This is a genomic window from Lactobacillus sp. ESL0259, assembly GCF_003693045.1.
In the GTDB taxonomy this organism is placed as follows: Bacteria; Bacillota; Bacilli; order Lactobacillales; family Lactobacillaceae; genus Lactobacillus; species Lactobacillus melliventris.
Genome location: NZ_REHP01000007.1, coordinates 79,913 through 101,545, shown reverse-complemented (window position 1 = coordinate 101,545; position 21,633 = coordinate 79,913). Strand labels below are relative to the sequence as shown.

General features: G+C 35.9%; 20 protein-coding genes. 15 read left to right on the top strand and 5 right to left on the bottom strand.

The features are described from left to right. Positions 1-3: 3 nt before the first annotated feature. Positions 4-96, top strand: coding sequence for an IS3 family transposase (locus tag F5ESL0259_RS09080; protein ID WP_370448790.1), 93 nt, complete (start codon positions 4-6; stop codon positions 94-96). Positions 97-181: 85 nt separating this feature from the next. On the opposite strand, the gene F5ESL0259_RS05700 is transcribed toward F5ESL0259_RS09080, so the two are convergent. Further along, positions 182-1,552, bottom strand: a complete 1,371-nt coding sequence (locus F5ESL0259_RS05700) for a serine hydrolase (RefSeq protein WP_122037784.1) — start codon at positions 1,550-1,552, stop codon at positions 182-184. A 202-nt stretch (positions 1,553-1,754) separates the two neighbouring features. Continuing rightward, entirely contained in the window at positions 1,755-2,621 is an 867-nt protein-coding gene (locus tag F5ESL0259_RS05695) for an RluA family pseudouridine synthase (RefSeq protein ID WP_122037783.1), read from the bottom strand. Between the two features lie 84 nt (positions 2,622-2,705). Between F5ESL0259_RS05695 and F5ESL0259_RS05690 the strand changes: the two genes are divergently transcribed. The 5 genes from F5ESL0259_RS05690 to F5ESL0259_RS05670 are packed head-to-tail and all read left to right on the top strand — an operon-like array spanning position 2,706 to position 9,808. Beyond that, positions 2,706-4,763, top strand: a complete 2,058-nt coding sequence (locus F5ESL0259_RS05690) for a PBP1A family penicillin-binding protein (protein WP_122037782.1) — start codon at positions 2,706-2,708, stop codon at positions 4,761-4,763. 15 nt (positions 4,764-4,778) lie between these two features. Continuing rightward, on the top strand, positions 4,779-5,129 hold the full coding sequence (locus F5ESL0259_RS05685) for a YlbF family regulator (protein WP_122037781.1): 351 nt from the start codon (positions 4,779-4,781) through the stop codon (positions 5,127-5,129). Between the two features lie 9 nt (positions 5,130-5,138). Further along, a complete protein-coding gene (locus F5ESL0259_RS05680) occupies positions 5,139-6,350 on the top strand; it encodes a DNA repair exonuclease (RefSeq protein ID WP_122037780.1) in 1,212 nt (403 codons plus the stop codon). Next, complete coding sequence (locus tag F5ESL0259_RS05675) at positions 6,334-8,838, top strand: AAA family ATPase (protein WP_233558043.1); 2,505 nt, start codon at positions 6,334-6,336, stop codon at positions 8,836-8,838. The genes F5ESL0259_RS05680 and F5ESL0259_RS05675 overlap by 17 nt, the downstream gene beginning before the upstream one ends. Beyond that, positions 8,831-9,808 carry a 3'-5' exoribonuclease YhaM family protein gene (locus F5ESL0259_RS05670; protein ID WP_122026246.1) on the top strand — a complete coding sequence of 326 codons (978 nt, stop codon included), beginning with the start codon at positions 8,831-8,833 and terminating at the stop codon, positions 9,806-9,808. The genes F5ESL0259_RS05675 and F5ESL0259_RS05670 overlap by 8 nt, the downstream gene beginning before the upstream one ends. A 573-nt stretch (positions 9,809-10,381) precedes the next feature. Here F5ESL0259_RS05670 and F5ESL0259_RS05665 read toward each other — a convergent pair. The 3 genes from F5ESL0259_RS05665 to F5ESL0259_RS05655 all read right to left on the bottom strand — a co-directional run bounded on the left by F5ESL0259_RS05665 (position 10,382) and on the right by F5ESL0259_RS05655 (position 12,178). Next, positions 10,382-11,281 carry a peptidylprolyl isomerase PrsA gene (locus tag F5ESL0259_RS05665; RefSeq protein ID WP_122037778.1) on the bottom strand — a complete coding sequence of 300 codons (900 nt, stop codon included), beginning with the start codon at positions 11,279-11,281 and terminating at the stop codon, positions 10,382-10,384. Between the two features lie 114 nt (positions 11,282-11,395). Beyond that, complete coding sequence (locus F5ESL0259_RS05660) at positions 11,396-11,737, bottom strand: hypothetical protein (protein ID WP_122037777.1); 342 nt, start codon at positions 11,735-11,737, stop codon at positions 11,396-11,398. Between the two features lie 9 nt (positions 11,738-11,746). Continuing rightward, the gene (locus tag F5ESL0259_RS05655) at positions 11,747-12,178 is read right to left on the bottom strand and encodes an HIT family protein (protein ID WP_122037776.1); all 432 of its coding nucleotides are present in this window, start codon (positions 12,176-12,178) and stop codon (positions 11,747-11,749) included. A 90-nt stretch (positions 12,179-12,268) separates the two neighbouring features. On the opposite strand from F5ESL0259_RS05655, the gene F5ESL0259_RS05650 reads away from it, so the two are divergent. The 9 genes from F5ESL0259_RS05650 to coaE all read left to right on the top strand — a co-directional run bounded on the left by F5ESL0259_RS05650 (position 12,269) and on the right by coaE (position 21,632). After that, positions 12,269-13,009: an ABC transporter ATP-binding protein gene (locus F5ESL0259_RS05650; RefSeq protein WP_122037775.1), complete on the top strand. Its 741-nt coding sequence runs from the start codon at positions 12,269-12,271 to the stop codon at positions 13,007-13,009. Next, positions 13,002-14,201 (top strand): ABC transporter permease, encoded by a 1,200-nt coding sequence (locus tag F5ESL0259_RS05645; RefSeq protein ID WP_122037774.1) that lies wholly within the window; start codon positions 13,002-13,004, stop codon positions 14,199-14,201. The genes F5ESL0259_RS05650 and F5ESL0259_RS05645 overlap by 8 nt, the downstream gene beginning before the upstream one ends. 4 nt (positions 14,202-14,205) lie before the next feature. After that, positions 14,206-14,865 carry a tRNA (guanosine(46)-N7)-methyltransferase TrmB gene (trmB, locus tag F5ESL0259_RS05640; protein WP_122037773.1) on the top strand — a complete coding sequence of 220 codons (660 nt, stop codon included), beginning with the start codon at positions 14,206-14,208 and terminating at the stop codon, positions 14,863-14,865. A 31-nt stretch (positions 14,866-14,896) separates the two neighbouring features. Further along, positions 14,897-15,217 (top strand): thioredoxin family protein, encoded by a 321-nt coding sequence (locus F5ESL0259_RS05635; protein WP_046325132.1) that lies wholly within the window; start codon positions 14,897-14,899, stop codon positions 15,215-15,217. A 21-nt stretch (positions 15,218-15,238) separates the two neighbouring features. Next, positions 15,239-15,886 carry a YtpR family tRNA-binding protein gene (gene ytpR / locus F5ESL0259_RS05630; protein WP_122037772.1) on the top strand — a complete coding sequence of 216 codons (648 nt, stop codon included), beginning with the start codon at positions 15,239-15,241 and terminating at the stop codon, positions 15,884-15,886. Between the two features lie 151 nt (positions 15,887-16,037). Then, the gene (gene murC / locus F5ESL0259_RS05625; RefSeq protein WP_122037771.1) at positions 16,038-17,351 is read left to right on the top strand and encodes a UDP-N-acetylmuramate--L-alanine ligase; all 1,314 of its coding nucleotides are present in this window, start codon (positions 16,038-16,040) and stop codon (positions 17,349-17,351) included. A gap of 163 nt (positions 17,352-17,514) precedes the next feature. Then, on the top strand, positions 17,515-20,190 hold the full coding sequence (polA, locus tag F5ESL0259_RS05620) for a DNA polymerase I (RefSeq protein ID WP_122037770.1): 2,676 nt from the start codon (positions 17,515-17,517) through the stop codon (positions 20,188-20,190). A gap of 12 nt (positions 20,191-20,202) precedes the next feature. After that, on the top strand, positions 20,203-21,033 hold the full coding sequence (gene mutM, locus F5ESL0259_RS05615) for a bifunctional DNA-formamidopyrimidine glycosylase/DNA-(apurinic or apyrimidinic site) lyase (RefSeq protein WP_122037769.1): 831 nt from the start codon (positions 20,203-20,205) through the stop codon (positions 21,031-21,033). Then, positions 21,030-21,632 (top strand): dephospho-CoA kinase, encoded by a 603-nt coding sequence (gene coaE, locus F5ESL0259_RS05610; protein ID WP_122026240.1) that lies wholly within the window; start codon positions 21,030-21,032, stop codon positions 21,630-21,632. Before mutM ends, coaE begins: the two co-directional genes overlap by 4 nt. The last annotated feature ends 1 nt before the right edge of the window (position 21,633 follow it).

Below are 21,633 nucleotides of genomic sequence, written 5' to 3'. Positions count from 1 at the left end.
TGGATAAGTTATTACAATGAAGATAGAATTCGGCACAAACTAAAAGGCTTAACTCCGATTCAATATCGGAATCAAGCCTTAAGTAAAATGATATAAAACTAACGTCCAGTTTTAGGGGTTAGCTTCAGGTTGTCTAGAAAATATTATGAGCCTAGCTTTAATTTGGAAAAAGTTAGGCTTTTTAGTTTATCTTTTTAAATACTGTTGGTTTGTTAAGTGCGCGGTCAGTCCATAATAAAACTTGTTTTTCCTGAAGCTCAATTGGCAAAAGTTCGTGCTGGTACAGCCTTTCTTCTACAAACATTTTGCCTTCCTCATTTACAAATACCGGGTAGTCCCATTTACCGATGGTAACCAATAAATCACCATTTTTTTCTTTTAGTGTAATTAAACCATAGCCTGGGTTTTCATAATCACCTAAAAGATTATCTTCTGCATTAACATTTTGGGAAATTTTCCCTATTTCTTCTCTGATTTTTTCCTCACGAATTGCTACTTTTTTATCAACTATCTTTTTAATTTTACTGGTCCAGTCTGTTTCGTGAATATCCAGAACATTATCAATAGTTTGATAAGCTAAAGCAAAAATGGCATCAGTTGAATCCAAATTTGTTGTTGAGACAAAAGCTAAGTCAAGGTCAGGAACAAAGCCCATGAAAGAACAATAGCCAATATATGAACCACTATGGTAGAAATATTTATGTCCTCGGTAATCTTCCATCATCATGCCCAGACCATAAGCGCCAAAATTTGCGCCGCCATACGCACGGCTAGAAGACATAATAGATTGAGGCAGAAAGTGCTCAGCCATTGCGTTATTTTTGCTTTCTTTTTGCAATTTTAATTGGTATTTGGCCCAAGTTAGCAAATCAGAGATAGTTGAAAGCATGCTGCTGGCACCACCAACTTTTCCAGGCGCAATAAATGGCACTTCTTCGGTAATGTCATTATCTCTAATATACGGCTTGACTATTCTTTCACGTGGTGCCTCGTGATGATTAACATAGGTATTATTCAAATGCAAAGGCTTCAGTAAATGCTCGTGCTCATAAATACCGTAATCTTGATTAATAGCTTGTTCAAAAGCATATGTAGCAACAGCAAAAACCAGGTTACTATACTGCATTTTGTAACGCAGTTCATGATTGGGCTCTAAAAAACCAACATGTTCTGCCTTTTCTTTTAAAGTAAGGTCATGCTTGTTCATATTAGTAAAACGCATTAAGTCATGAGCAGGCAACCCACTTTGGTGACTTAGAGCATCCCTCCAAGTTAAATGGTCTGCGGCATATTTATCTCTTAGTTTGAAATCAGGCCAATATTTTTTTAACGGGTCATCCAAAGTAATTTTACCTGAATCAGCTAATTGGCAAACTGCAGTGGCAAAAAAGGTTTTTGAAATTGATGCTAAAGGATACAAACTATTTTGCTCTGCATCGCCAAAGACGTGACTGTAACTTTCACCTTTATGATAAACGCCTACACCTAAACTAGGTAAATTAAACGTGTCAATAACATTTTTTGCTAAATCAGCAATTTTTTGATTATTCATGTTCACTCTCAATTTCTTTATATAAATTTTCAATAATAGAATTATACAAGAGCATCTGGTAATTTACACTAATGAAGTCGCGTAATTAAGATAATAATTGTGCTAAATGTGATATTGGTTAGATGACCATTGTTTTATTATGGGAAAAAGCAACAGGATTTTTTACTACTTAATACCTAAGTAAAAGCCCTTGAGGGATTTTTTACTTGAGCAAAGGTATTTTAGCTTTAGGCAGATTGACCTTTAATTCTTCAAATGAAAATGGCAGTACCACAGAAATTTGATAAGCGGTTAAATGTAAATATTCTTTGCTTATAAAAGTGGGATTATACAAAGGATCACCCACAATCGGACAACCTGTTGCCGCTAAATGAACACGGATTTGGTGTGTTCTTCCTGTTTCTAAGTCGAGCTTAATTAAAGCAGTATTATTGCTAAAGCACTTTAGAATTTGGTAATGTGTGATTGCTTTAAGTCCGTCAGCAACAATCTTGCGCTTGCGCTTATCAAGTGGGTCTCGTCCAAGGGGCAGGTTAATTATGCCAGTATCTGCTATTGGCTTAGTCATATTGACTACTGCTAAGTATTCACGGTGAAAAATTTTACTGCTTAATTCACGATTTAAAATAGGAACAACTGCCGGGTTCTTAGCAACCAAAAGTAAACCACTGGTTAGCATATCCAAACGATGTACAATAAAAGGAGAGTACCCTAAATAAGTAGCACAATCATTCAAGGCAGTGTTGGTTTCATTTAAGTTAGGATGTGTTTTTTGTCCTGCTGGTTTATTAATAATTAACAGATTTTGATCTTCGTAAATCACTTCTGGCATTTGTCCGCTTGCTGAATAAGTATTTTGACTACTCTCAATGTGTTTTAGCCACAGCTCAATTTTATCGTCTGGAAAGACCATTTGATTAAAATAATGATAAGTGCCGTTAATCAAAATCTGGTGTTCAGTTCGTAAGTAATGACGCCATTTGCGTGGGATCAGCAAAAGACGCAATAAGTCGTTTACTGAGCATGGTTTGAGATTTTGGGGAAAATTAAATGTAAAATAATAGCTCATAAATATTTGTTAAATCTTTTTGAAAATAAAAGTAATATCCTCTAATATGATACAATTTTAATTGTTTCTAAAGGAGCAGATAAAATGGAAAACAATGAACCAAAGAAAAACGAGAAACGTGGCTTATGGTACCGTTTTGATCATCGTTTTTTTATCGGTCGCTGGATCATTTTGATTTTGCTTACCGTCATTCTCTTGGTTTGTACTTATTATACCGTTAAAGTTAAAACATCCAATATATCAAATTTAAAAGCGTCATTACCTGTTACGACGGGAATTTATGACCAAAAAAACCAACGAGCAGGCTCATTATACTCACAAAAGGGAACTTATGTTGAATACGACAAAATTTCACCTAACGTGAAAAATGCTGTAATTTCGACCGAGGACAGGACTTTTTGGAAAAATCCCGGCTTTAGTATTAAGGGAATGGGGCGTGCCGCTCTAGGTATAGTGCTTAATCACGGGCAAATTGCCGGCGGTGGTTCAACTATCACCCAGCAATTAGCTAAAAATGCCTTATTAACTCAAAAACAAACATTTTCGCGTAAAGTTGAGGAACTTTTCTTTGCTATCGAACTTAATCATGTTTATTCCAAAAAAGATATACTAACGATGTATCTTAACAATTCCTATTTTGGTAATGGCGTCTGGGGCGTAGAAGATGCCAGCCAAAAATATTTTGGCAAGAATGCCAGTCAACTGACAGTTGGTGAAGGTGCCACGTTAGCAGGTATTTTGCGTAATCCTAGCAAGTATAATCCCATTGATCACATGTCTTATGCTTTATCGCGACGCAATTTAATTTTGAATTTGATGGTTGATAATAAAAAATTATCAAAATCACAGGCTGAAAGTGAACAAAAAATTGGTTTAACTTTACGTGATACATATCATAACAAAGATGGTTATCGTTATCCCTACTTCTTTGATGCTGTCGTGGATGAAGCAATTAATCGCTATGGCTTAAAAGAAGAAGATGTCATGAATAAGGGCCTGAAAATATACACTACTCTTAATCAAAATTATCAGAGTCAGCTGCAAGAAAGGTTTAACCAGGATTACTTATTCCCTCAAAATGCCGCTGATGGCACTAAAACTCAGGGTGCTACGGTAGTGATGGATCCTACTACTGGTGCAGTCCGCGCTGTGGTAGGAGGACGGGGCAAGCATGTCTTTCGCGGTTATAATCGCGCGACACAAATGAAGAGGCAACCTGGTTCTTCTATTAAACCTATTGTTTCTTATGCGCCAGCCTTGCAGCAAGGATATCATTATGATTCCCAGCTTTCTAACAAATTGCAGCGCTTCGGGAAGAATGGCTATCAGCCACACAATGTTGATAATGGTTATTCGGATAAAATTCCTATGTATGTGGCTTTGGCGCAAAGTAAAAACGTGCCTGCTGTTTGGCTATTAGACCGCATTGGAGTAGCTAAAGGCGTCCAGTCTGCTAATAATTTCGGCTTGAAGGTAGCAAAAGAGGATCAAAATTTAGCTTTGGCTTTAGGCGGATTATCGACTGGTGTTTCACCTATTCAAATGGCTCGTGCCTATTCTGCTTTTGCTAATAAAGGTAACTTACCGAATAATTCTTACTTTATTACCAAAATTACTGATGCAAGTGGCAATGTGATTGCGGAAAATCACGATACAGGTACTCATCGAATTATCTCTGAAAATACTGCTAAAGAGATGACTACAATGCTGTTAGGCGTATTTGCAGGCGGTACAGGAACTTCAGCTCAACCTGCCGGCTATCGAGTTGCTGGCAAAACCGGTTCTACCGAAGTTCCTAATTCATACGGTTTTGGCACTAAGGACCAATGGATCGTTGGCTATACTCCAGATGTTGTTGTAGCAACTTGGGTCGGCTTTGATCGCACTAATCAGCAGCATTTCATGCACGGTGTATCCGAAACCGGCATCACAAGGCTTTATAAAGCTGAGATGGAAGGAATTTTACCATACACTGCACAGAATCAATTTAGAGAACAAGCGCCAAGGCAAATTATTCAAAATAACGGTGCTGGTACTGATTGGACGCAAGGTTTTGGTAAAAAAATTGAAAAAGGGCTCGGATCTGCCAGTGAAAAGATTAATGAATGGTATAATGACATAAAAGGACTTTTAGGTCACTAATTAGGAGGAAAAAATATGATAAATATTTACGATTCAGCAAATCAGGTGGCGGCAGATTTCCAAAAGCTTGATGAATTCAAGGCTTTAGAAAATGCCGTTAATGCAGTGAAAAATAATGAGGAAAGTGCAGCTTTGTTCAAGCAAATGGATGAGATGCAAACTAAAATCATCAATTCTCAAACTGAAGGAAGAGACTTTCCTAAGGATTTAGAGGAAGATTATAAAAAGTTGAATGAAAAAGTGCAAAAGAATGATCAAATATTGCAACTTTTGCAAGCTGAGCAGGCTGTCTCTAAAACAATTGAAGATGTTCAAAGAACAATTACCAAACCCGTTAATGACCTTTATGATGGTCTTAGAAATTAAAAAATAACCATGAAGTTTATCCATTTTGCTGACGCACATTTAGATAGTCCATTTTTGGGACTATCTTTTTTACCATCTAAGAGCTTTAATCAAATTCAAAAAGCTCCAATGCAATCTTTAACTAACATTGTCGACTTGGCCATTAAGGAAAATGTTGATTTAGTATTAATTGCAGGCGACACTTTTGATAGTTTCAAGCCTAATCCCAGCGCGCAGATTTTTTTTGCGCGCGAAATTGAGCGTCTAATCAAATCTGAAATACAAGTAGTTATGGTTTTAGGTAATCATGATCATATGGCAAAAGAAGACCTACTGGTGCCTGAAAGCCCGTATTTTAAATTATTAGGTGAGGACGAAAAAATTGAAACTGCCTCCTATACCACTAAAAGTGGTTTTGACTATGATGTGACTGGTTTTTCATATTTGGCCAATCATATTACCGATAATCTTATTGCTCAGTTTCCTCCTAAAAATAATCGTTACACTTTTGGTATTATGCATGCTCAGGAAAGGGCAGGTTTAAGTTCGCAAAATGTATATGCTCCATTTACCTTAAGTGAATTACAAAATCTTAATTATGACTATTTTGCTCTGGGTCATATCCATTTAAAGCAAATATTGTCAGAAACGCCACTAATAGTTTATCCTGGTAATATTCAGGGCCGTCACATTAACGAAACTGGTCCCAAAGGCTGTTATTTAGGCACTATTGATGAACAAACAAAGAAAACCAAAATTCATTTTGTTCAGACTAATCTTATTACTTGGGATAAAAGGCAGCTTGAATTAACTAAGCCAATAGCAAAAACCGAACTGGAAAAGATGATAATTAATTGTTTGTCAGCGACTACCACTAGCTATTTTTGCCTGCAAATAATCGGTGCAGATTTTTTAAATGAAAAAGAAGCCGAATTAATTCAAGACAGTGATTTTTGGCAAATGATTTCAGAAAAACTTGCTCATGGTTCTCAACTAGTAGATGTGCGTTTCATTAATGGGAGCAAATTAGCTGTTGCTGTTAATGATCAAAAATATTTTACACAGGCTGAAGAAGAGATTTTTACCCCGGATCAATTTGCCCAAATTAGTAAAGACTGGTCCTTAAAAACTGAGTTTACCAATAATTTGGCCCAGGACCCAAGTTTTATTCAGGAAGTTAAACAACTGGCAGAAGTCAAGCTGAACAGTAAATTGAAAGGAGTCAATGATGAAATTAATTAAACTTAAGATAATTAATTTTGGTCAATTCTCAAATTTCACTTTTGATTTACTTAAACCCGACGTTAACGTCTTTTATGGTACAAATGAAGCAGGGAAAAGCACAATCGTTGCTTTTATTAAGCAAATTTTGTTTGGCTTTCATCTTGCTTCACACAATTCGCCCTTTTTTGAAAACTACACTCCTTTGGCCCAAGTTAGCCCAATGGGAGGGTATTTGCTTTTTGAAAATGAAAAAGGACAGCTCTATGAACTGGAACGCCTTTACGCCCACGGCAAAGGTTCTAAATTGGGCACACTAACAGTTAAATGTGATAATCAAGTAGTGCCCGAAAATGTTTTTTTTGACCAAATAAAGAATATTGACGGTGACTTTTATGCCGACAGTTTTATCTTTAACCAGGATATGTTGACAAAAGTTGACCAGATCAAGCAAAATGACTTATTAGAACGTATATATTACTTGGGCGCAGCCGACAGTGATAAATTGATAACTGTGCGCGATAATTTTGCCAAAAATGCTGATAGTTTATTTAAAAAGAGGGGCAGAAAACTTCCGGTTAACCAACTTTTACTGCAGATTCAAGAGCAGCAAAGTAAAGTCAGTGATTCTGAAAATGAATTTTCTGTGTATAAAGAGCTGAATAGTGACTTAAAAAAACAAGAAGAGCTGCAACACCATGAAGAAGCAAAAAGACTAGATCTGCAAAGAAAATATGACAACTTGGAAAAAGTTGAAAAGCTTGTACCCAGTTACGAAAAATTGCAGGATTTACAATGTCAGACCAAAGCAATTCATTTTGACTCGGAGCAATATCAATCTGCACAAAATTTAGCAATTCAAGCAGAAACTTTGCGTAAAAAACAGCAAAAAATCACGGAAAAGCTAACTGAATATCCCCAAGTTAAAGATGAGGATATTAGTGAAACAAAGCTGCTGCAAAAGAAGCCGGAAATTTTACAGTGGCAAGCGGAATATCATAGCTGCTTACAAAAAGAGACGCAAATTCAAAGCGAACAACAGCAGCTCATTACTCTTGATCCCAACCTGAACAAAATTGCTGCATTGACTCAAGAGCAAGTAATTAAGTTGCAGGAAGATTTTCACAAATTACCGCTAAAAGAAACAGTTATCAACCAGGATAAAAGTAATAAGCCTAAGCAATTTCTTTTACTAGGTGGAACCATTTTTATTTTAGGACTAGTTTTATTATTCATTGCTCGTGCCTTCGGTTTGCTTGCTACTGGTCTTGGTATAGCTCTTGCAGTGCTTGGTTACTACCAGCAAAAGCAAGTGCAAAAATCAAATGAAGCACAGTCTGAAAAAAGCAGAAAAGTTAAAGAGCAACGGCTTTTATTTGAAAAACAGTATGGCATTAATCCCAACAATTTAGATCTCAATAATTTAATTAATGAATGGAGACAGTATCAGGTTCTGTCCCAAAACTTGAAGAGAAACCAGTTACGTAAAACGGAGTTATTTGATTTACTTACACCGTTTGCTGTCGAGTTAGGTCAAGAACTGAAACAAGCAATAGGTACTAATTTTTCTGATGTATTGACTGCATTAGATCAACTTGCTAAAAAAATAGACACGGATCGTAAGCGCAGAGAAGAGCAAAATAGTTTAAAAAACAATTTAACTGAAAATAATGAAGAGCTCCAAGAAGTTAATGTTAAATTGAAAATGATTTTGGCAAGAGCTCAAGTTAGCAGCTTAGATGAATATCGAGAAATCCAAAAACAAAAGCTGAGACAGGATAATATTAAAAACCAGATTAATGCTCTCAAATCCAGTTTGCAAAGCGATCTCACCCAGCTGCAAGAATATGTACAGGATAAAAGTAGTGGACACAAGAAATTACAGGATTTAGCTGCTCAAATTTCCTTACTAAATGAAAATATTAACCTTTTACAAAGTAAAACGGCTGAAACTAAAGTCAAGATGGAAAATCTGGCCAGTTCAACGGCAGTATTCGAGGAAAAACAAAAATTAGCAAACTTAAGAACCAGACTTAGAAATTTAAGCGCGGAGTATTTGGCTAATTTATTTACTGCCAAGTGGATTAGCCGCGCACTTGATCTTGCATCTAATGAACGTTTTCCGAAAATGCTGGTTACTGCTAAAGAATATTTGCGACTATTAACAAATAATCGGTATAATAATATTGAAATAGGTAAAAAAATAACCGTTACTCGTTTTGATGGTAAAAAATTAGCGGTGGAATATCTTTCTCGGGGTACCTCTGAGCAACTTTATTTTGCTTTGAAATTGGCTTTTGTTGAACAAATAAAGGATCAAATTAATTTACCAATTTTGATTGATGACTCTTTTGTTAACTTTGATGATCAAAGGATCAATGAAATTGAAAAGTTGCTGCAGACAATTGCGCAAAGCAATCAGGTATTGATCTTTACTGCTCAAAAAAGCCTTGTTGATAAACTGCAATTACAGCCGCTAACTTTTAAGAAAGGAACCGAACATGTATAAACGTTTGCTGGATTATAATGATGGCGAAGAGTTAGAACTGGTCGTGTTAATTAAGAACTCGCAACTAAGACATACCAAAAAGGGTAAGCTCTATTTGGCAATGTCATTTGGTGATTCATCTGGTGAAATTCGCGGTAATTTTTGGGATGCCAATGACCAAGACGCCTCTACATTTAATTCAGGAACAATTGTTGAACTTAACGGCAAACGGGAAGAATATCAGGGGCAGCCACAAATAAAAATTTATAGTCTACGGGTTGTTGGCCCTGAAGAAGGTTATGATCTCAGGCAGTTTATTAAATCAGCCCCAGAAAAAGTTGCTGATATGAAAGAAGAAATCAATCAGTACGTATTTGAAATTTTGAATCCAACCTGGAACCGCATAGTACGATTTTTATTAAAAAAATGGGATAAACGGTTCTTTGAGTTTCCGGCTGGAAAAAGTAACCACCATGCCGTGCGAGGAGGTCTGGCATACCATACATTGTCAATGCTGCGGGATGCTAAAGGCCTGGCAAATAATTATGCACAAATTAATCGTTCGTTATTGTATGCTGGTTGTATTCTGCATGATATGGGTAAAGTATTGGAATTAACTGGTCCGGCTGCCACTCAATATACTAATGAGGGTAACTTGATTGGCCACTTGGTTTTAATTGACGAGCAAATAATGTTAGCGGCGCAACAACTAAATATTGATCTTGAATCTGAAGACTTGCTCTTATTGCGTCATATGGTTTTGTCTCATCATGGCAAATTTGAGTATGGCTCACCTAAATTGCCGGCACTCCTTGAAGCAGAATTGTTACATCGCATTGATGATTTAGATGCGTCAATTTACGCTATTACTAATGCTTTACAACATACACGACCGGGCAATTTTACCGAAAATATTATGAGTCAGGGTGGCCGGAAATTTTATCGACCTAAAGATGATGAATCCTTAGCTAAATCACATAAATTAGAATAGTTGCTCAGAGCATCTGAGAAGCAAATAATTTTATTGAAGATTAGCCAAAAATGTAAATTGCTAGCTTTATACTTGCAAACGGAGAGCTAGAAAGCAGCTAAAAGTATGACATTACTTTTAGCTGCTTTTTTATTTGCCTTAATTTAAGCAAAATTTCTCATTCACGCAATATTTTGATAAGTGCAAAAATCGTTTTGATCAAACTGCTTTTTTATAATCTAAAAAATATGATGCCGTGCTTTTCTTGGAAGATAACACTATTACTGTAGAAGGTTCTTATGAAAAATTGCTTGAGCAAAAGGTGATTTAGATAATCTATGTAGTTTAACAGTTAATTAGTTCGTAAATTGTGTCAGGTTATTTGATCAATCAGAATATTTTAGAAAGTTACTATAAAAACAAATATTAGATAAAAATTATTTCAATGTCAGCTGAAGCCTATAATAAAAAATTATCATTAAAAGAAAAAAATTAATGCAAAAAAAATCCCGTTAGCCGCCATTTATAAAAATGACTGTTAACGGGATTATTATATTCTCATTATTGAGCTGATCTTAACTGCTATAGTCTTAATTACTTCTTATTAGTAGAAGTAGAAACATATGCAGCTAAAACATCTTTAAGATCATTATCCTTTATGTTGACTCCCGCCTTTTTAATTACCTTGGCAAGGACATCATGCATAGTTTGTTGATCTTGAGACATTGATTGATAAATTTGATCATCAATTTCTTTTTTATGTGAAGCAAAAGAACCTTTGGCAGGGTGTTTAATCATTCTAATTACGTGGTAGCCTGATTGAGATTTAACTGGGCTCTTTGTGGTTTCACCAGTTTTTAACTTAAATGCTGCATTTTTAAAAGCTGGATCTAAACTAGTATCGGTGGAATCAAATGCTGGCAGTTTGCCTTCATTACTTTTGGTTCCAGTATCTAAAGAATACTTTTTAACTAGTCTCTTGAAGCTTTTACCATTCTTTAATTCTTTAGTAATTTCTTCGGCTTTAGATTTCTTAGAAACTAATATGTGTTGCACTGTAACTTTAGGTTGATATGCTTTCCAAGCTTTTTCTTCTTGGCTCTTTGAGATCTTTTTAATATCTTTCAGGGCGGCTTCGGTCAGCAAGTTTGTTTTTAGGTTTTGCTTGAAACTTGCAGCAGTCATACCATTTTGTTGTAAAACAGCATCAAACTGACTACCATATTGTTTCTTATAGTTGCTATATTGTTTATCAACTTGCTTTTTTGAAACCTTATTGCCATATTGTTGCTCTAAAACACGATTAATAATCATATTTGCCAAAGCGTTTTTACCAGCCTGAGATTTTTTCATATCGTCATAATACTCTTGCTGGGTAATCTTTCCGCCTTTATAAGAAGCAACGGTTTTGCCACCATTAGAACAAGCAGCTGTTGATAATGCCATTCCGGCTACGGCAATCACAGCTGCAGCTTTTTTAATATATTTTTTCATAAAATAAATTCTCCACATCCTTAATAAATTAAGTCACCGACAACTAATATAACATAAACTGGCAAAACTGGTTTTCATTTTTATTTTTTTAAAACAAAAAAGAGAGTTTCTTTACTATTTTTTAGAACTATTAGTTTCAGTTGCGTTATTGGAATTAATTGTCGCAGTTTTGGCTTTCAGCTTGCCGACGATACGATTAATGCTGATCTGATAATATTCTATTTCGTTTTGTAACTCAGAAACAGCTTTCTTTGCTCGTGGTAAAGATTTTTTTAATTCTTGCTGAGCAGTTTTAAATTTACTACTTGCAGCAGAAATGTCACTAATATCTTCTTTTAATGACTTTACTTGCTTTTGCACAGGTGGAAACAGGCGGTTGCCATTTTGATCTTTGAACAGTGAAAGGATCACGCCAAAGCCAGCACCTACAGCCAATCCTAAACTAAAACGTTTCATCTTGTCACCTTAAAATTGTGCTCTAATGGCAGCAGCAACCTTTTCATAATCTTTGTCAGTGTATTTTTCCGCATTGTTACGGGTGGCAATCTTTAAGCCATCACCTTCAAATCGCGGAATAAAATGAATATGTGAATGCATAACTACTTGACTTGCACTGGCACCATTATTGCTGCTAATATTCATACCGGTGATTCTCGGATCAAATTTTTTAATTGCATTAGCAATTGTAGGAATATATTGTAAATAGCGTTGAGCATCTGCCTGGGTATAATCAAAAAAGTTTGTGATGTGTTTTTTAGGCACCATCAAAGTATGACCAGGATTAACCTGGGATAAATCTAAAAATGCTTTAACATCGTCATTTTCAAAAACAGTGTAGCTGCTGGCTTCCCCTTTAATAATTTTACAAAATAAACAATCTTTATCTAAATCTTCCATTTTAAAACCTCTACATTTCAAAATTTAGTTTCTTTTAATATCATGCTATCATATTAAATGAGTAAATTCATTAAAAGAAAGATAGGAATTATGACTTTAAAAATTGAGCATTTGACTGGAGGCTACACAGGTATACCAGTCATAAAAGATATTAACTTGGAAATAAAACCCGGGGAAGTTTTAGGAGTGATTGGCCTAAATGGTGCTGGTAAATCTACTACTATTAAACATATTTTAGGATTACTCAGACCGCAAAAAGGGAAAATCACTCTAAATGGCATTGATTTAACGGCTGAACCTACTAAATTTAAAAGACAAGTCGCGTATATTCCCGAGACGCCAGTTTTATATTCAGAATTGACTTTAAAAGAGCATCTTGACCTGACTATTCTTAGTTACCAGCTAAAGGAAAAACAGGCTTGGGCAAAGGCTCACGAGCTGTTACAGATGTTTAGGCTGGATGACAAGTTAGATTGGCTGCCGATTCATTTTTCAAAGGGTATGAAGCAAAAAGTAATGATTGTTTCAGCGTTTTTAGCAAATACTGACTTGCTGGTAATTGACGAGCCGTTCACTGGACTTGATCCGTTGGCAGTGGCCAATTTGGTGCAATTGATTAAAGAAGCTGCTGGTCAGGGCAAAATGGTGTTAATGTCAACACACATTTTAGCTGACAGTGTGCAAGCAGTTTCTCGTTATGCGGTCTTAAATAATGGCAAAATTCAAACTGCTGGTACTTTGGCTGAAATTCGTATGCATTATGGCCTAAAGGAGACAGATTCATTTGACCAAATTTACCAAATTTTAAGTCAGGAGCAACAAAATGCGTGATTTGGCTAAAAGAAGGCTGCAGGAAAACTTGCGCCAGTCTTTGAAATATTTAGTATTGGTTTTTAATGATTTCTTTATCCTAGCTCTGATTTTTCTTTTTGGAGCACTCATGTTCTGGTATGCACAGGCAATGAAGACTATGCCTGAAAATCTGTGGTATTACCGTCCCCTAGTTGGTATTTTGCTGTGGTTGCCACTTTTAATAGGCAAACTGGTAACATTGCTAAAACCAGCTGATTTACAATTTTTACTGCCTGAAGATGAAAATTTAGCATCATATTTGCAGCCAATGCTAAATTACAGCTTGATTGTACCTACAATTTGCTTAGTTTTAATGGCGGGAATTATATTTCCTTTTGCCACGATCAAGGCAAAGATTGAACCGTTAGATTATGTTTTCGCGGTTTTTGCTGTTTTTCTGGCCAAAGTGATGCAGCTGAAAATTATGGAATATAATTTATTTTTTAACCGTAAAATTTCTATCTCAATTTTGAATATTTTCTTACTGCTTTTATTCATTTTGGGAATGTTTAAACCAAAAAGTATGATATTTATTGCTGGTTTGCTGTTAATTATTGTAATCATTTTTATTTTAAAACCGCAACATGCAGCACTTTTTGACTGGCAATTTGCCATCGAGCAAGAAGAAAAACGTAAAAACGTTGTTTATAACGCTTTTAGTATGTTCACCGATGTTAAGGAAAGGCAAACTAATATTAAAAGACGGAAATATTTGGACTTTTTATTACCTCAAAATTTGGCAAGGGAAAATCCTAATAAGTTTTTGTATAGGCGCTCAGTTCTGCGCAATCCGGAAAACATTAATCTAGTAGTTAGAATGACTGCTTTTGCAATTCTAATTTCGTGGTTAGTGCAGAATTGGCTTTGGGCATTAAGCTTGTCCTGCTTAGTAGTATTCTTAACTATTTACCAATTAGTACCGATGGTTGATGAATTTGACACCAATGTCATGTATCGTGTTTATCCTATCGCGCGCACTAAACGGGGCTTAGACTTAGTTTCTGCACTTACTGGGATAATGTTGGTACAATGGTTGATTATTAGCATTTCATGGCTGATTACACTGCCTATTAGTTTGCACTTGTTTGAAGCAATGGGGATTTTAGTTGTTTTCAGTTACGCGGTATTAAGGTTATACTTACCAGCAAAAGTAAAGAAAAGGAAGTTGTAAATAAATGAGACTACGTAACAAACCGTGGGCTGTAAAACTTGTGCAAGAGCATCCAGAAAGTGTGATAGATCGTCCAGATCCAACCCAAAAGATTGATTGGTCAAAGCGGTTTGCTGACATTTCAAAACCATTAGAAATTGAAGTTGGTCCGGGTAAAGGAAAATTTATTACTACAATGGCTGAAAAGCACCCTGAAAAAAATTTCGTTGCTCTTGAACTGCAGATGACCGCAGCTGGAATTATTTTACGGTCAAAACTAGCTCAAAATTTGCCTAATTTACAAATTTTATGCGCAGATGCTGCTAATATTGATTGCTTTTTTAAAAAACATAGTGCAAATACCATTTACCTAAATTTTAGTGACCCGTGGCCTAAAACCAGGCACGAAAAGAGAAGGTTAACCTATAAGACTTTTTTACAAAAATACCAAACCGTTTTACAAGAAAATGGTCAGATACAGTTTAAAACAGATAATGCAGGTCTTTTTGCTTATTCTCTTCAAAGTATGAATAATTATGGGATGCATTTTGATTTTGTTACAGTGGATCTGCATAATGAGAAAGAAGATATTTTAACTTCAAATATTGAAACCGAGTATGAGCACAAATTTGTCAGCCAAGGTAACCCAATTTATGCCTTGCATGCTGATTTTGGGGTAAAATAAGTAATAATAAGGATTGAGAGGTTTTTTCAAAATGGAACAAATAAAAGAATTAGATCAAAAAAAATTAGATGATATTACCAAAAATGGTCGTGTGGTTTTGGAATTTTCTGCTGGTTGGTGTCCAGATTGCCGCTTTTTGGATCCGTTTATGCCGGAGATTGAAAAAGATTTTTCTGACAGTAAATTTTATCAAATTGACCGTGACGGTTCTGTAGATGTAGCTAAAGAAATGAATATCATGGGTATTCCTTCATTTGTGGTCTACCAAGATGGTAAAGAAATTGGTAGACTAGTTAATAAGGACCGTAAAACTAAAGAAGAAGTTGAGAGCTTTTTGCGGTCACTGGACTAAGTGAAAGAGGATAATTGATTCATGATTACTAGTATTAATAAACGCAGCTACCCCAATACCTTAATTGTGATTTTAGGTCAGGATAAGGGCAAAAGTGAGTATGAAGAAAAAGGTGATGTCACACGTATTACTGATGAGGAAGGTAATGTGACCGGATATAATTTCTTCAATGTCGACCAGGTAATTGATTATGACAAACTAGCAGACGGCCAAGTCAAGTTGACTAATGACGATTTAGCAGCATTAAATAAAAAGTTGGCAGAAGTTGGTTTTAATGATCAACTTGCTTATGGTAAACCAACGCTGGTTTACGGCTATGTGAAAAGCTGTGAAAAACATCCTGACTCTGATCACTTGCATGTGACCACTGTTGATGTTGGCCATGGTGAGGAACAGCAAATCGTCTGTGGTGCACCTAACATTGCTCAAGGGCAAAAAGTAGTAGTTGCCTTACCTGGCACCTTGATGCCAAATGGTCAAATGATTTGGCCGGGTCAATTGCGCCATGTGGATTCTTATGGGATGATCTGTTCAGCACGAGAACTAGGTTTGCCCCACGCACCACAAAAACGAGGAATTTTAGTAGTTCCAGACGATTTTGCTGTGGGAGACGCCTTTGATCCTGAAAAATGTGATGAACTTTTGGCAAGCGGGCAGATTAAATTATAAGATTAAAGGACTTTATCAAGTTATTGGTAGAGTCCTTTTTTAGTAATGCAAAGTAAGATTATGATTTTTCATGGCTTTTCAATGATTCTGCTCTTTTTTCGTTAGAAATGGTAAAATAAGAAACAATGATAAAAAATATGGAGCTTGGGAAATGTTAGATAAAAATAAGCAAATTTGGTTTATTGGAATTAAAGGAACGGGAATGGCTTCTTTAGCCTTAGTGTTAAACGATTTAGGCTTTCATGTTGCCGGTAGTGATATCAAAAAGTATACTTTCACACAAGAACCACTTGAAAAAGCAGGAATTAAAGTAACAGAGTTTGATGCAAGTAATATCAAAGACTCGGGTCAGGTCATAATTAAGGGCAATGCTTTTAAAAATGATAACGTTGAAGTTAAAGCTTGTGAAGATAAAAATATCACTTGGCAAAGTTATCCTGATACCGTAGAAGAAATAATCAAGATGCATACTGGTATTGGTGTTTCTGGAACTCATGGCAAAACATCTACTACCGGTCTTTTAGCTCACGTTTTAGGTGAAGCAGCGCCCACGTCTTATCTGATAGGCGATGGTGAGGGTAAAGGAGTTAAAGGGTCACGCTTTTTTGTTTATGAAGCTGATGAATATCGCCGCCATTTCTTGGCTTATCATCCTGATTATCAAATCATGACCAACATTGATTTTGACCACCCGGATTATTTTAAAGACCAGGCAGATTATACTTCAGCCTTTCAAACTGCAGCTGATCAAACTCAAAAAGGTCTATTTGTGTGGGGAGGTAATGACAGACTAAGACAATTGCATTCCGCCGTTCCCAAATACACTTATGGTTTTGAAAATGATGATGATTTTCAGGTGGTTGATGTCAACCGCACTACTGCAGGTTCAAGTTTTACGGTTTTGAGACAGGGAAAGAAGATAGGTGAATTTACAATTCATCTTTTTGGCGATCATAATATTTTGAATGCTACGGCCGTAATAGCAGTTGCTTATACCGAAAATATTCCTCTTAGAGATATTCAAAAGGGTTTGCTTACTTATCAGGGGGCCAAACGACGCTTTTCTGAAAAAGACTTTAAAGATATTAATATCATTGATGATTACGCCCATCATCCAACTGAAATGCGTGCGACAATTCAGGCTGCTAGGCAAAAGTTTCCTCATAAAAAACTAGTTGTCGTATTCCAACCACATACTTTTTCCAGAACGAAGAAGTATGCGCAAGATTTTGCAGAAATTTTGCGCGGAGTGGATAAAGCATACATTACTCCCATTTATGCTTCCGCAAGAGAGGCAAATGGAGATATTTCAAGTAGTGATTTAGTAGCCAAAATTCCTGGCTCTGAAGTGATTGATCTTGATAATATTGCTGACCTAACGCAGAACAAAGACAGTGTCATTGTTTTCATGGGCGCAGGCGATATCCAGAAATACGAAGATGCTTTTGAAAAATTACTAAAATAAAATAAGTTATTAAGATCGAGTTTCAAGACTTGATCTTTTTGCTTTATCTAACTGATTTTACATGTCATAAGGTTCAGGAAAATCGGTATTATGCAAGATGAATGGAAAAACTGGTAAAATGGTAGTTGAATAAAGAAACTTGGTTTAAATTTAAGGAGATCAAATGGCTGATAAAAAATTACTTTTAATTGATGGTAATTCAGTTGCCTTTCGTGCTTTCTATGCACTATACCGCCAACTTGAAAATTTTAGAAATCCTGAAGGATTGCACACTAATGCCATTTATACATTTAAAAATATGCTTGATGTCGTGCTAAATGACGTTGAACCTGACCATGTTTTGGTTGCTTTTGATGCAGGTAAAACTACTTTTAGAAATAAGATGTATGCTGACTACAAAGGTGGCAGACAAAAGACCCCATCAGAATTATCTGAACAGCTGCCGTACATTCAGGAACTTTTGCATGATTTGGGCTTGTCTACATATGAGCTTGATAACTATGAAGCTGATGACATTATTGGTACTTTTGTAAATGTTGGAGAAAAAGAGGGCTATAAAGTTACAGTTGTTACGGGCGACAAGGACTTGACGCAGCTGGCATCTCCTCAAACCACTGTTATGGTTACTAAATCAGGGGTTTTAAACTTGGAAGCTTATACACCTGAACACATGAAAGAAGTTAATGGTGTTACTCCAACTGAATTCATTGATATGAAAGCATTAATGGGTGATAATTCTGATAATTATCCTGGTGTTACTAAAATAGGACCCAAAAAAGCTTCGCAACTTATCCAGGAATATGGCTCAGTAGAAAATTTATATGATCATATAGATGATATGAAGCCCTCTAAAATGAAGGAAAACCTGATTAATGATAAAGATAAGGCTCTACTGGGTAAAAAGCTGGCGACAATTGATCGTAATACCCCGTTAACCATTGGGATTGCTGATGTAAAAAGGCGTGCAGTCGATTATCAAAAATTGCGCAGATTCTATGAAAAAATGAATTTCCGTAAGTTTTTGAGTCAGTTAAACCCTGAAAGTGCTGCTGGGCAAAAAGACCAACCAGTAAAAGATAATAAAGCAGTTGCTTTTACAGAGCTTGAAGAAAATGACATTAATAATTTTGCAGTTAAAGCTGGCCAAACTATTACTTTTTACTTAGGAATGTTGGGTGCCAATTATCATTTAGCGCAATTTGTTGGCTTTGCCATTAAGATAGATAAGCAAATATATGTGAGTCGCAATGTTGACCTGTTAAAAAAGCCGCAACTTAAGAATATTCTGGAAAATAAGCAAATTGCCAAAAATGTCTTTGATTTAAAACGAACTACAGTTGGTTTGAACCGATTGGGTATTCACGCTCGCTCTATTGATTATGATATGCTACTTGCTTCATATTTAATCAATAACGAAAATAATTCTGACGACATGGGTGAAATTTGTCGCATGTATGGTGATAATTCGGTTAAAAGCGATTATGATGTTTACGGCAAAGGTAAAAGCGTCCATATTCCAGAGGACGATCAGGTATTGTTCAACCATTTGGCTGGCAAAATTGAAGCAATCGCAAACTTAAAAGATACTCTGCTGGCTAAACTAAAAGAACATGAGCAAGACGATCTTTTTGCCAATATTGAAATTCCTGTAGCCCGAGTTCTGTCTGTCATGGAAATAAACGGTATCAAAGTCCAAGCTGATACCTTAACGCAGCTCCAAGATGAATTTGCGGTTGACCTTAAGAAAATGGAAAAGCAAATTTATGATGAAGCCGGTGAAGAATTTAATATTAATTCACCTAAACAATTAGGTCATATTTTGTTTGAAAAAATGGGCTTAAAACCTATTAAAAAGACTAAAACCGGTTATTCGACTTCAGTTGATGTTTTGAATCAATTAAAAGATGAAAACCCAATTATTGATCAAATTTTGACTTACCGGCAAATTGCTAAAATCCAGTCAACTTACGTCAATGGCTTACTGGATGTTATCCAAAAAGACGGTCGGGTTCATACCAGGTATTTACAAACATTGACTGCTACTGGTCGTTTGTCCTCAGTTGATCCTAACTTACAAAATATTCCCACCAGAACGGAAGAAGGAAAGCAAATTAGAAAAGCCTTTGTGCCAAGTGAACCAGATGGCTACATTTTCTCTTGTGACTATTCTCAAATTGAATTACGAGTCTTGGCACAGGTTTCCGGTGACGAACAAATGCAGGAAGCTTTCAGAACGGGTTATGACATCCACGCTCATACGGCTATGAAAATTTTTCATCTGAAATCAACTTCTGACGTTACGCCGTTAATGCGTCGCAGAGCAAAAGCGGTAAACTTCGGTATTGTCTATGGTATTTCTGATTATGGTTTATCTAAAAATCTCAATATCAGTCGCAAACAAGCTAAGGAATTTATTGATAATTACTTTGAACAATATCCGCAAATTAAGGATTATATGGATAAGGCAGTTCAAGTTGCCCGTGAAAAAGGCTATGCCGAAACAATTATGCACAGAAGACGCTATTTACCTGATATTCATGCCAAGAATTATAATGTGCGGTCATTTGCGGAAAGAACTGCGATTAACTCACCAATTCAAGGTTCAGCTGCAGATATTATCAAGATTGCGATGATTAATATGCAGAAAAAATTGGATGAGATGCATCTTAAAACTAAGATGGTGGTTCAAGTTCATGATGAATTGATTTTTGATGTACCAAAAGATGAATTAGAAACTATTAAAAAGATTGTGCCAGAAGTTATGCAGTCTGCTGTGAGACTTGATATTCCTCTTGTAGCTGATTCTGGTTATGGTCACAATTGGTTTGATGCTAAGTAAGGAGTAATTTTAATGCCCGAAATGCCAGAAGTTGAAACTGTCAGGCGGACACTACTTCCCCTGATTAAGGGAAAAACGATTAAAGAAGTAACTGTTTGGTATCCTAAAATAATAACTGGTGATGCAAAAGAATTTAAAAAGCAGTTAGCTGGTAAAAGAATAGAAACAATTGATCGTTATGCTAAGTATTTGCTTATTCGTCTTAGTGGTCATTTAACTGTGGTATCGCATTTACGCATGGAAGGTAAATATCGTTTAGTCAAAGTAAATACCAAAAAAGATAAACACGATCATGTGCAAATTGTTTTTAACGATAATTCTGCTTTGCGTTACAATGATGTGCGTAAGTTCGGTCGCATGCAGTTGATTACAACGGGCACAGAGAAAGAAAGTACCGGTATTGGCAAATTAGGCGCTGAACCAAATTCACAGGCGTTTACAGTTTCATACTTGCAAGATGGCTTAGCTCGTAAAAAGAAAAATATCAAAAACACATTGCTTGATCAGTCAGTAGTGGCCGGTCTTGGTAACATTTACGTTGATGAAGTTTTGTGGGAAACAAAAATTCACCCATTGTGTATGGCTAATAGTATCCCGGCAATAAAAGTTGCAGAACTGCACGATAATATTAATTCGTTGATAGAATTAGCTATAGCAGAAAGGGGCACTACTGTTCATACATATCTTGATGCTAATGGCAAGACCGGCGGTTTTCAAAAAATGTTGCAAGTATATGATCATAAGGGCGAACCTTGTGAACGTTGCGGAACTCCTCTTGAAAAAATTAAAGTAAACGGCCGAGGAACTACTTTTTGCCCTAAATGTCAGGTGATTTATAAATGACAACTATTTTGGGCTTAACTGGTGGAATAGCCAGCGGCAAAAGCACAGCAGATATCTTTTTTAAAGAAAAGCACATACCCGTGATAGACTGTGACCAAATAGCTCATGATATTTTAAATGTTGGTAATAAAGGGTATGAATTAGTCAAAAAGCAATTTGGTGCACAAATAATCAATGAAGATCAATCAATCAACCGATCAGTTTTAGGCCAAATAGTTTTTAATGACGCAAAGCAGCTTGACATTCTTAATAAAATTACCCATCCGTTGATTTTTAAAGAAATACAAGCTAAAATTGCGCTAAACAAGGTTGCTAAAAAGCCTTTAATTATTGTAGATGCACCAGTTTTGTTTGAAGCAAATGGTCAAAAATATTGTGACTGCACTTTATTAATTGCCATACCTGAATCTTTGCAGTTAAAGCGGCTGATGTTAAGGGATCATTTAAGTAAAGATGCTGCTTTGAAACGTATTCGCAGTCAGATGTCCTTGTCTCAGAAAGAAAAACTAGCTGACTTTGTAATTAATAATGTTGGTACAAAGCAAGATCTGAAATATCAACTTGAGCAGTTGCTTCTTAAAATAAAAGAGGAGTATTAAT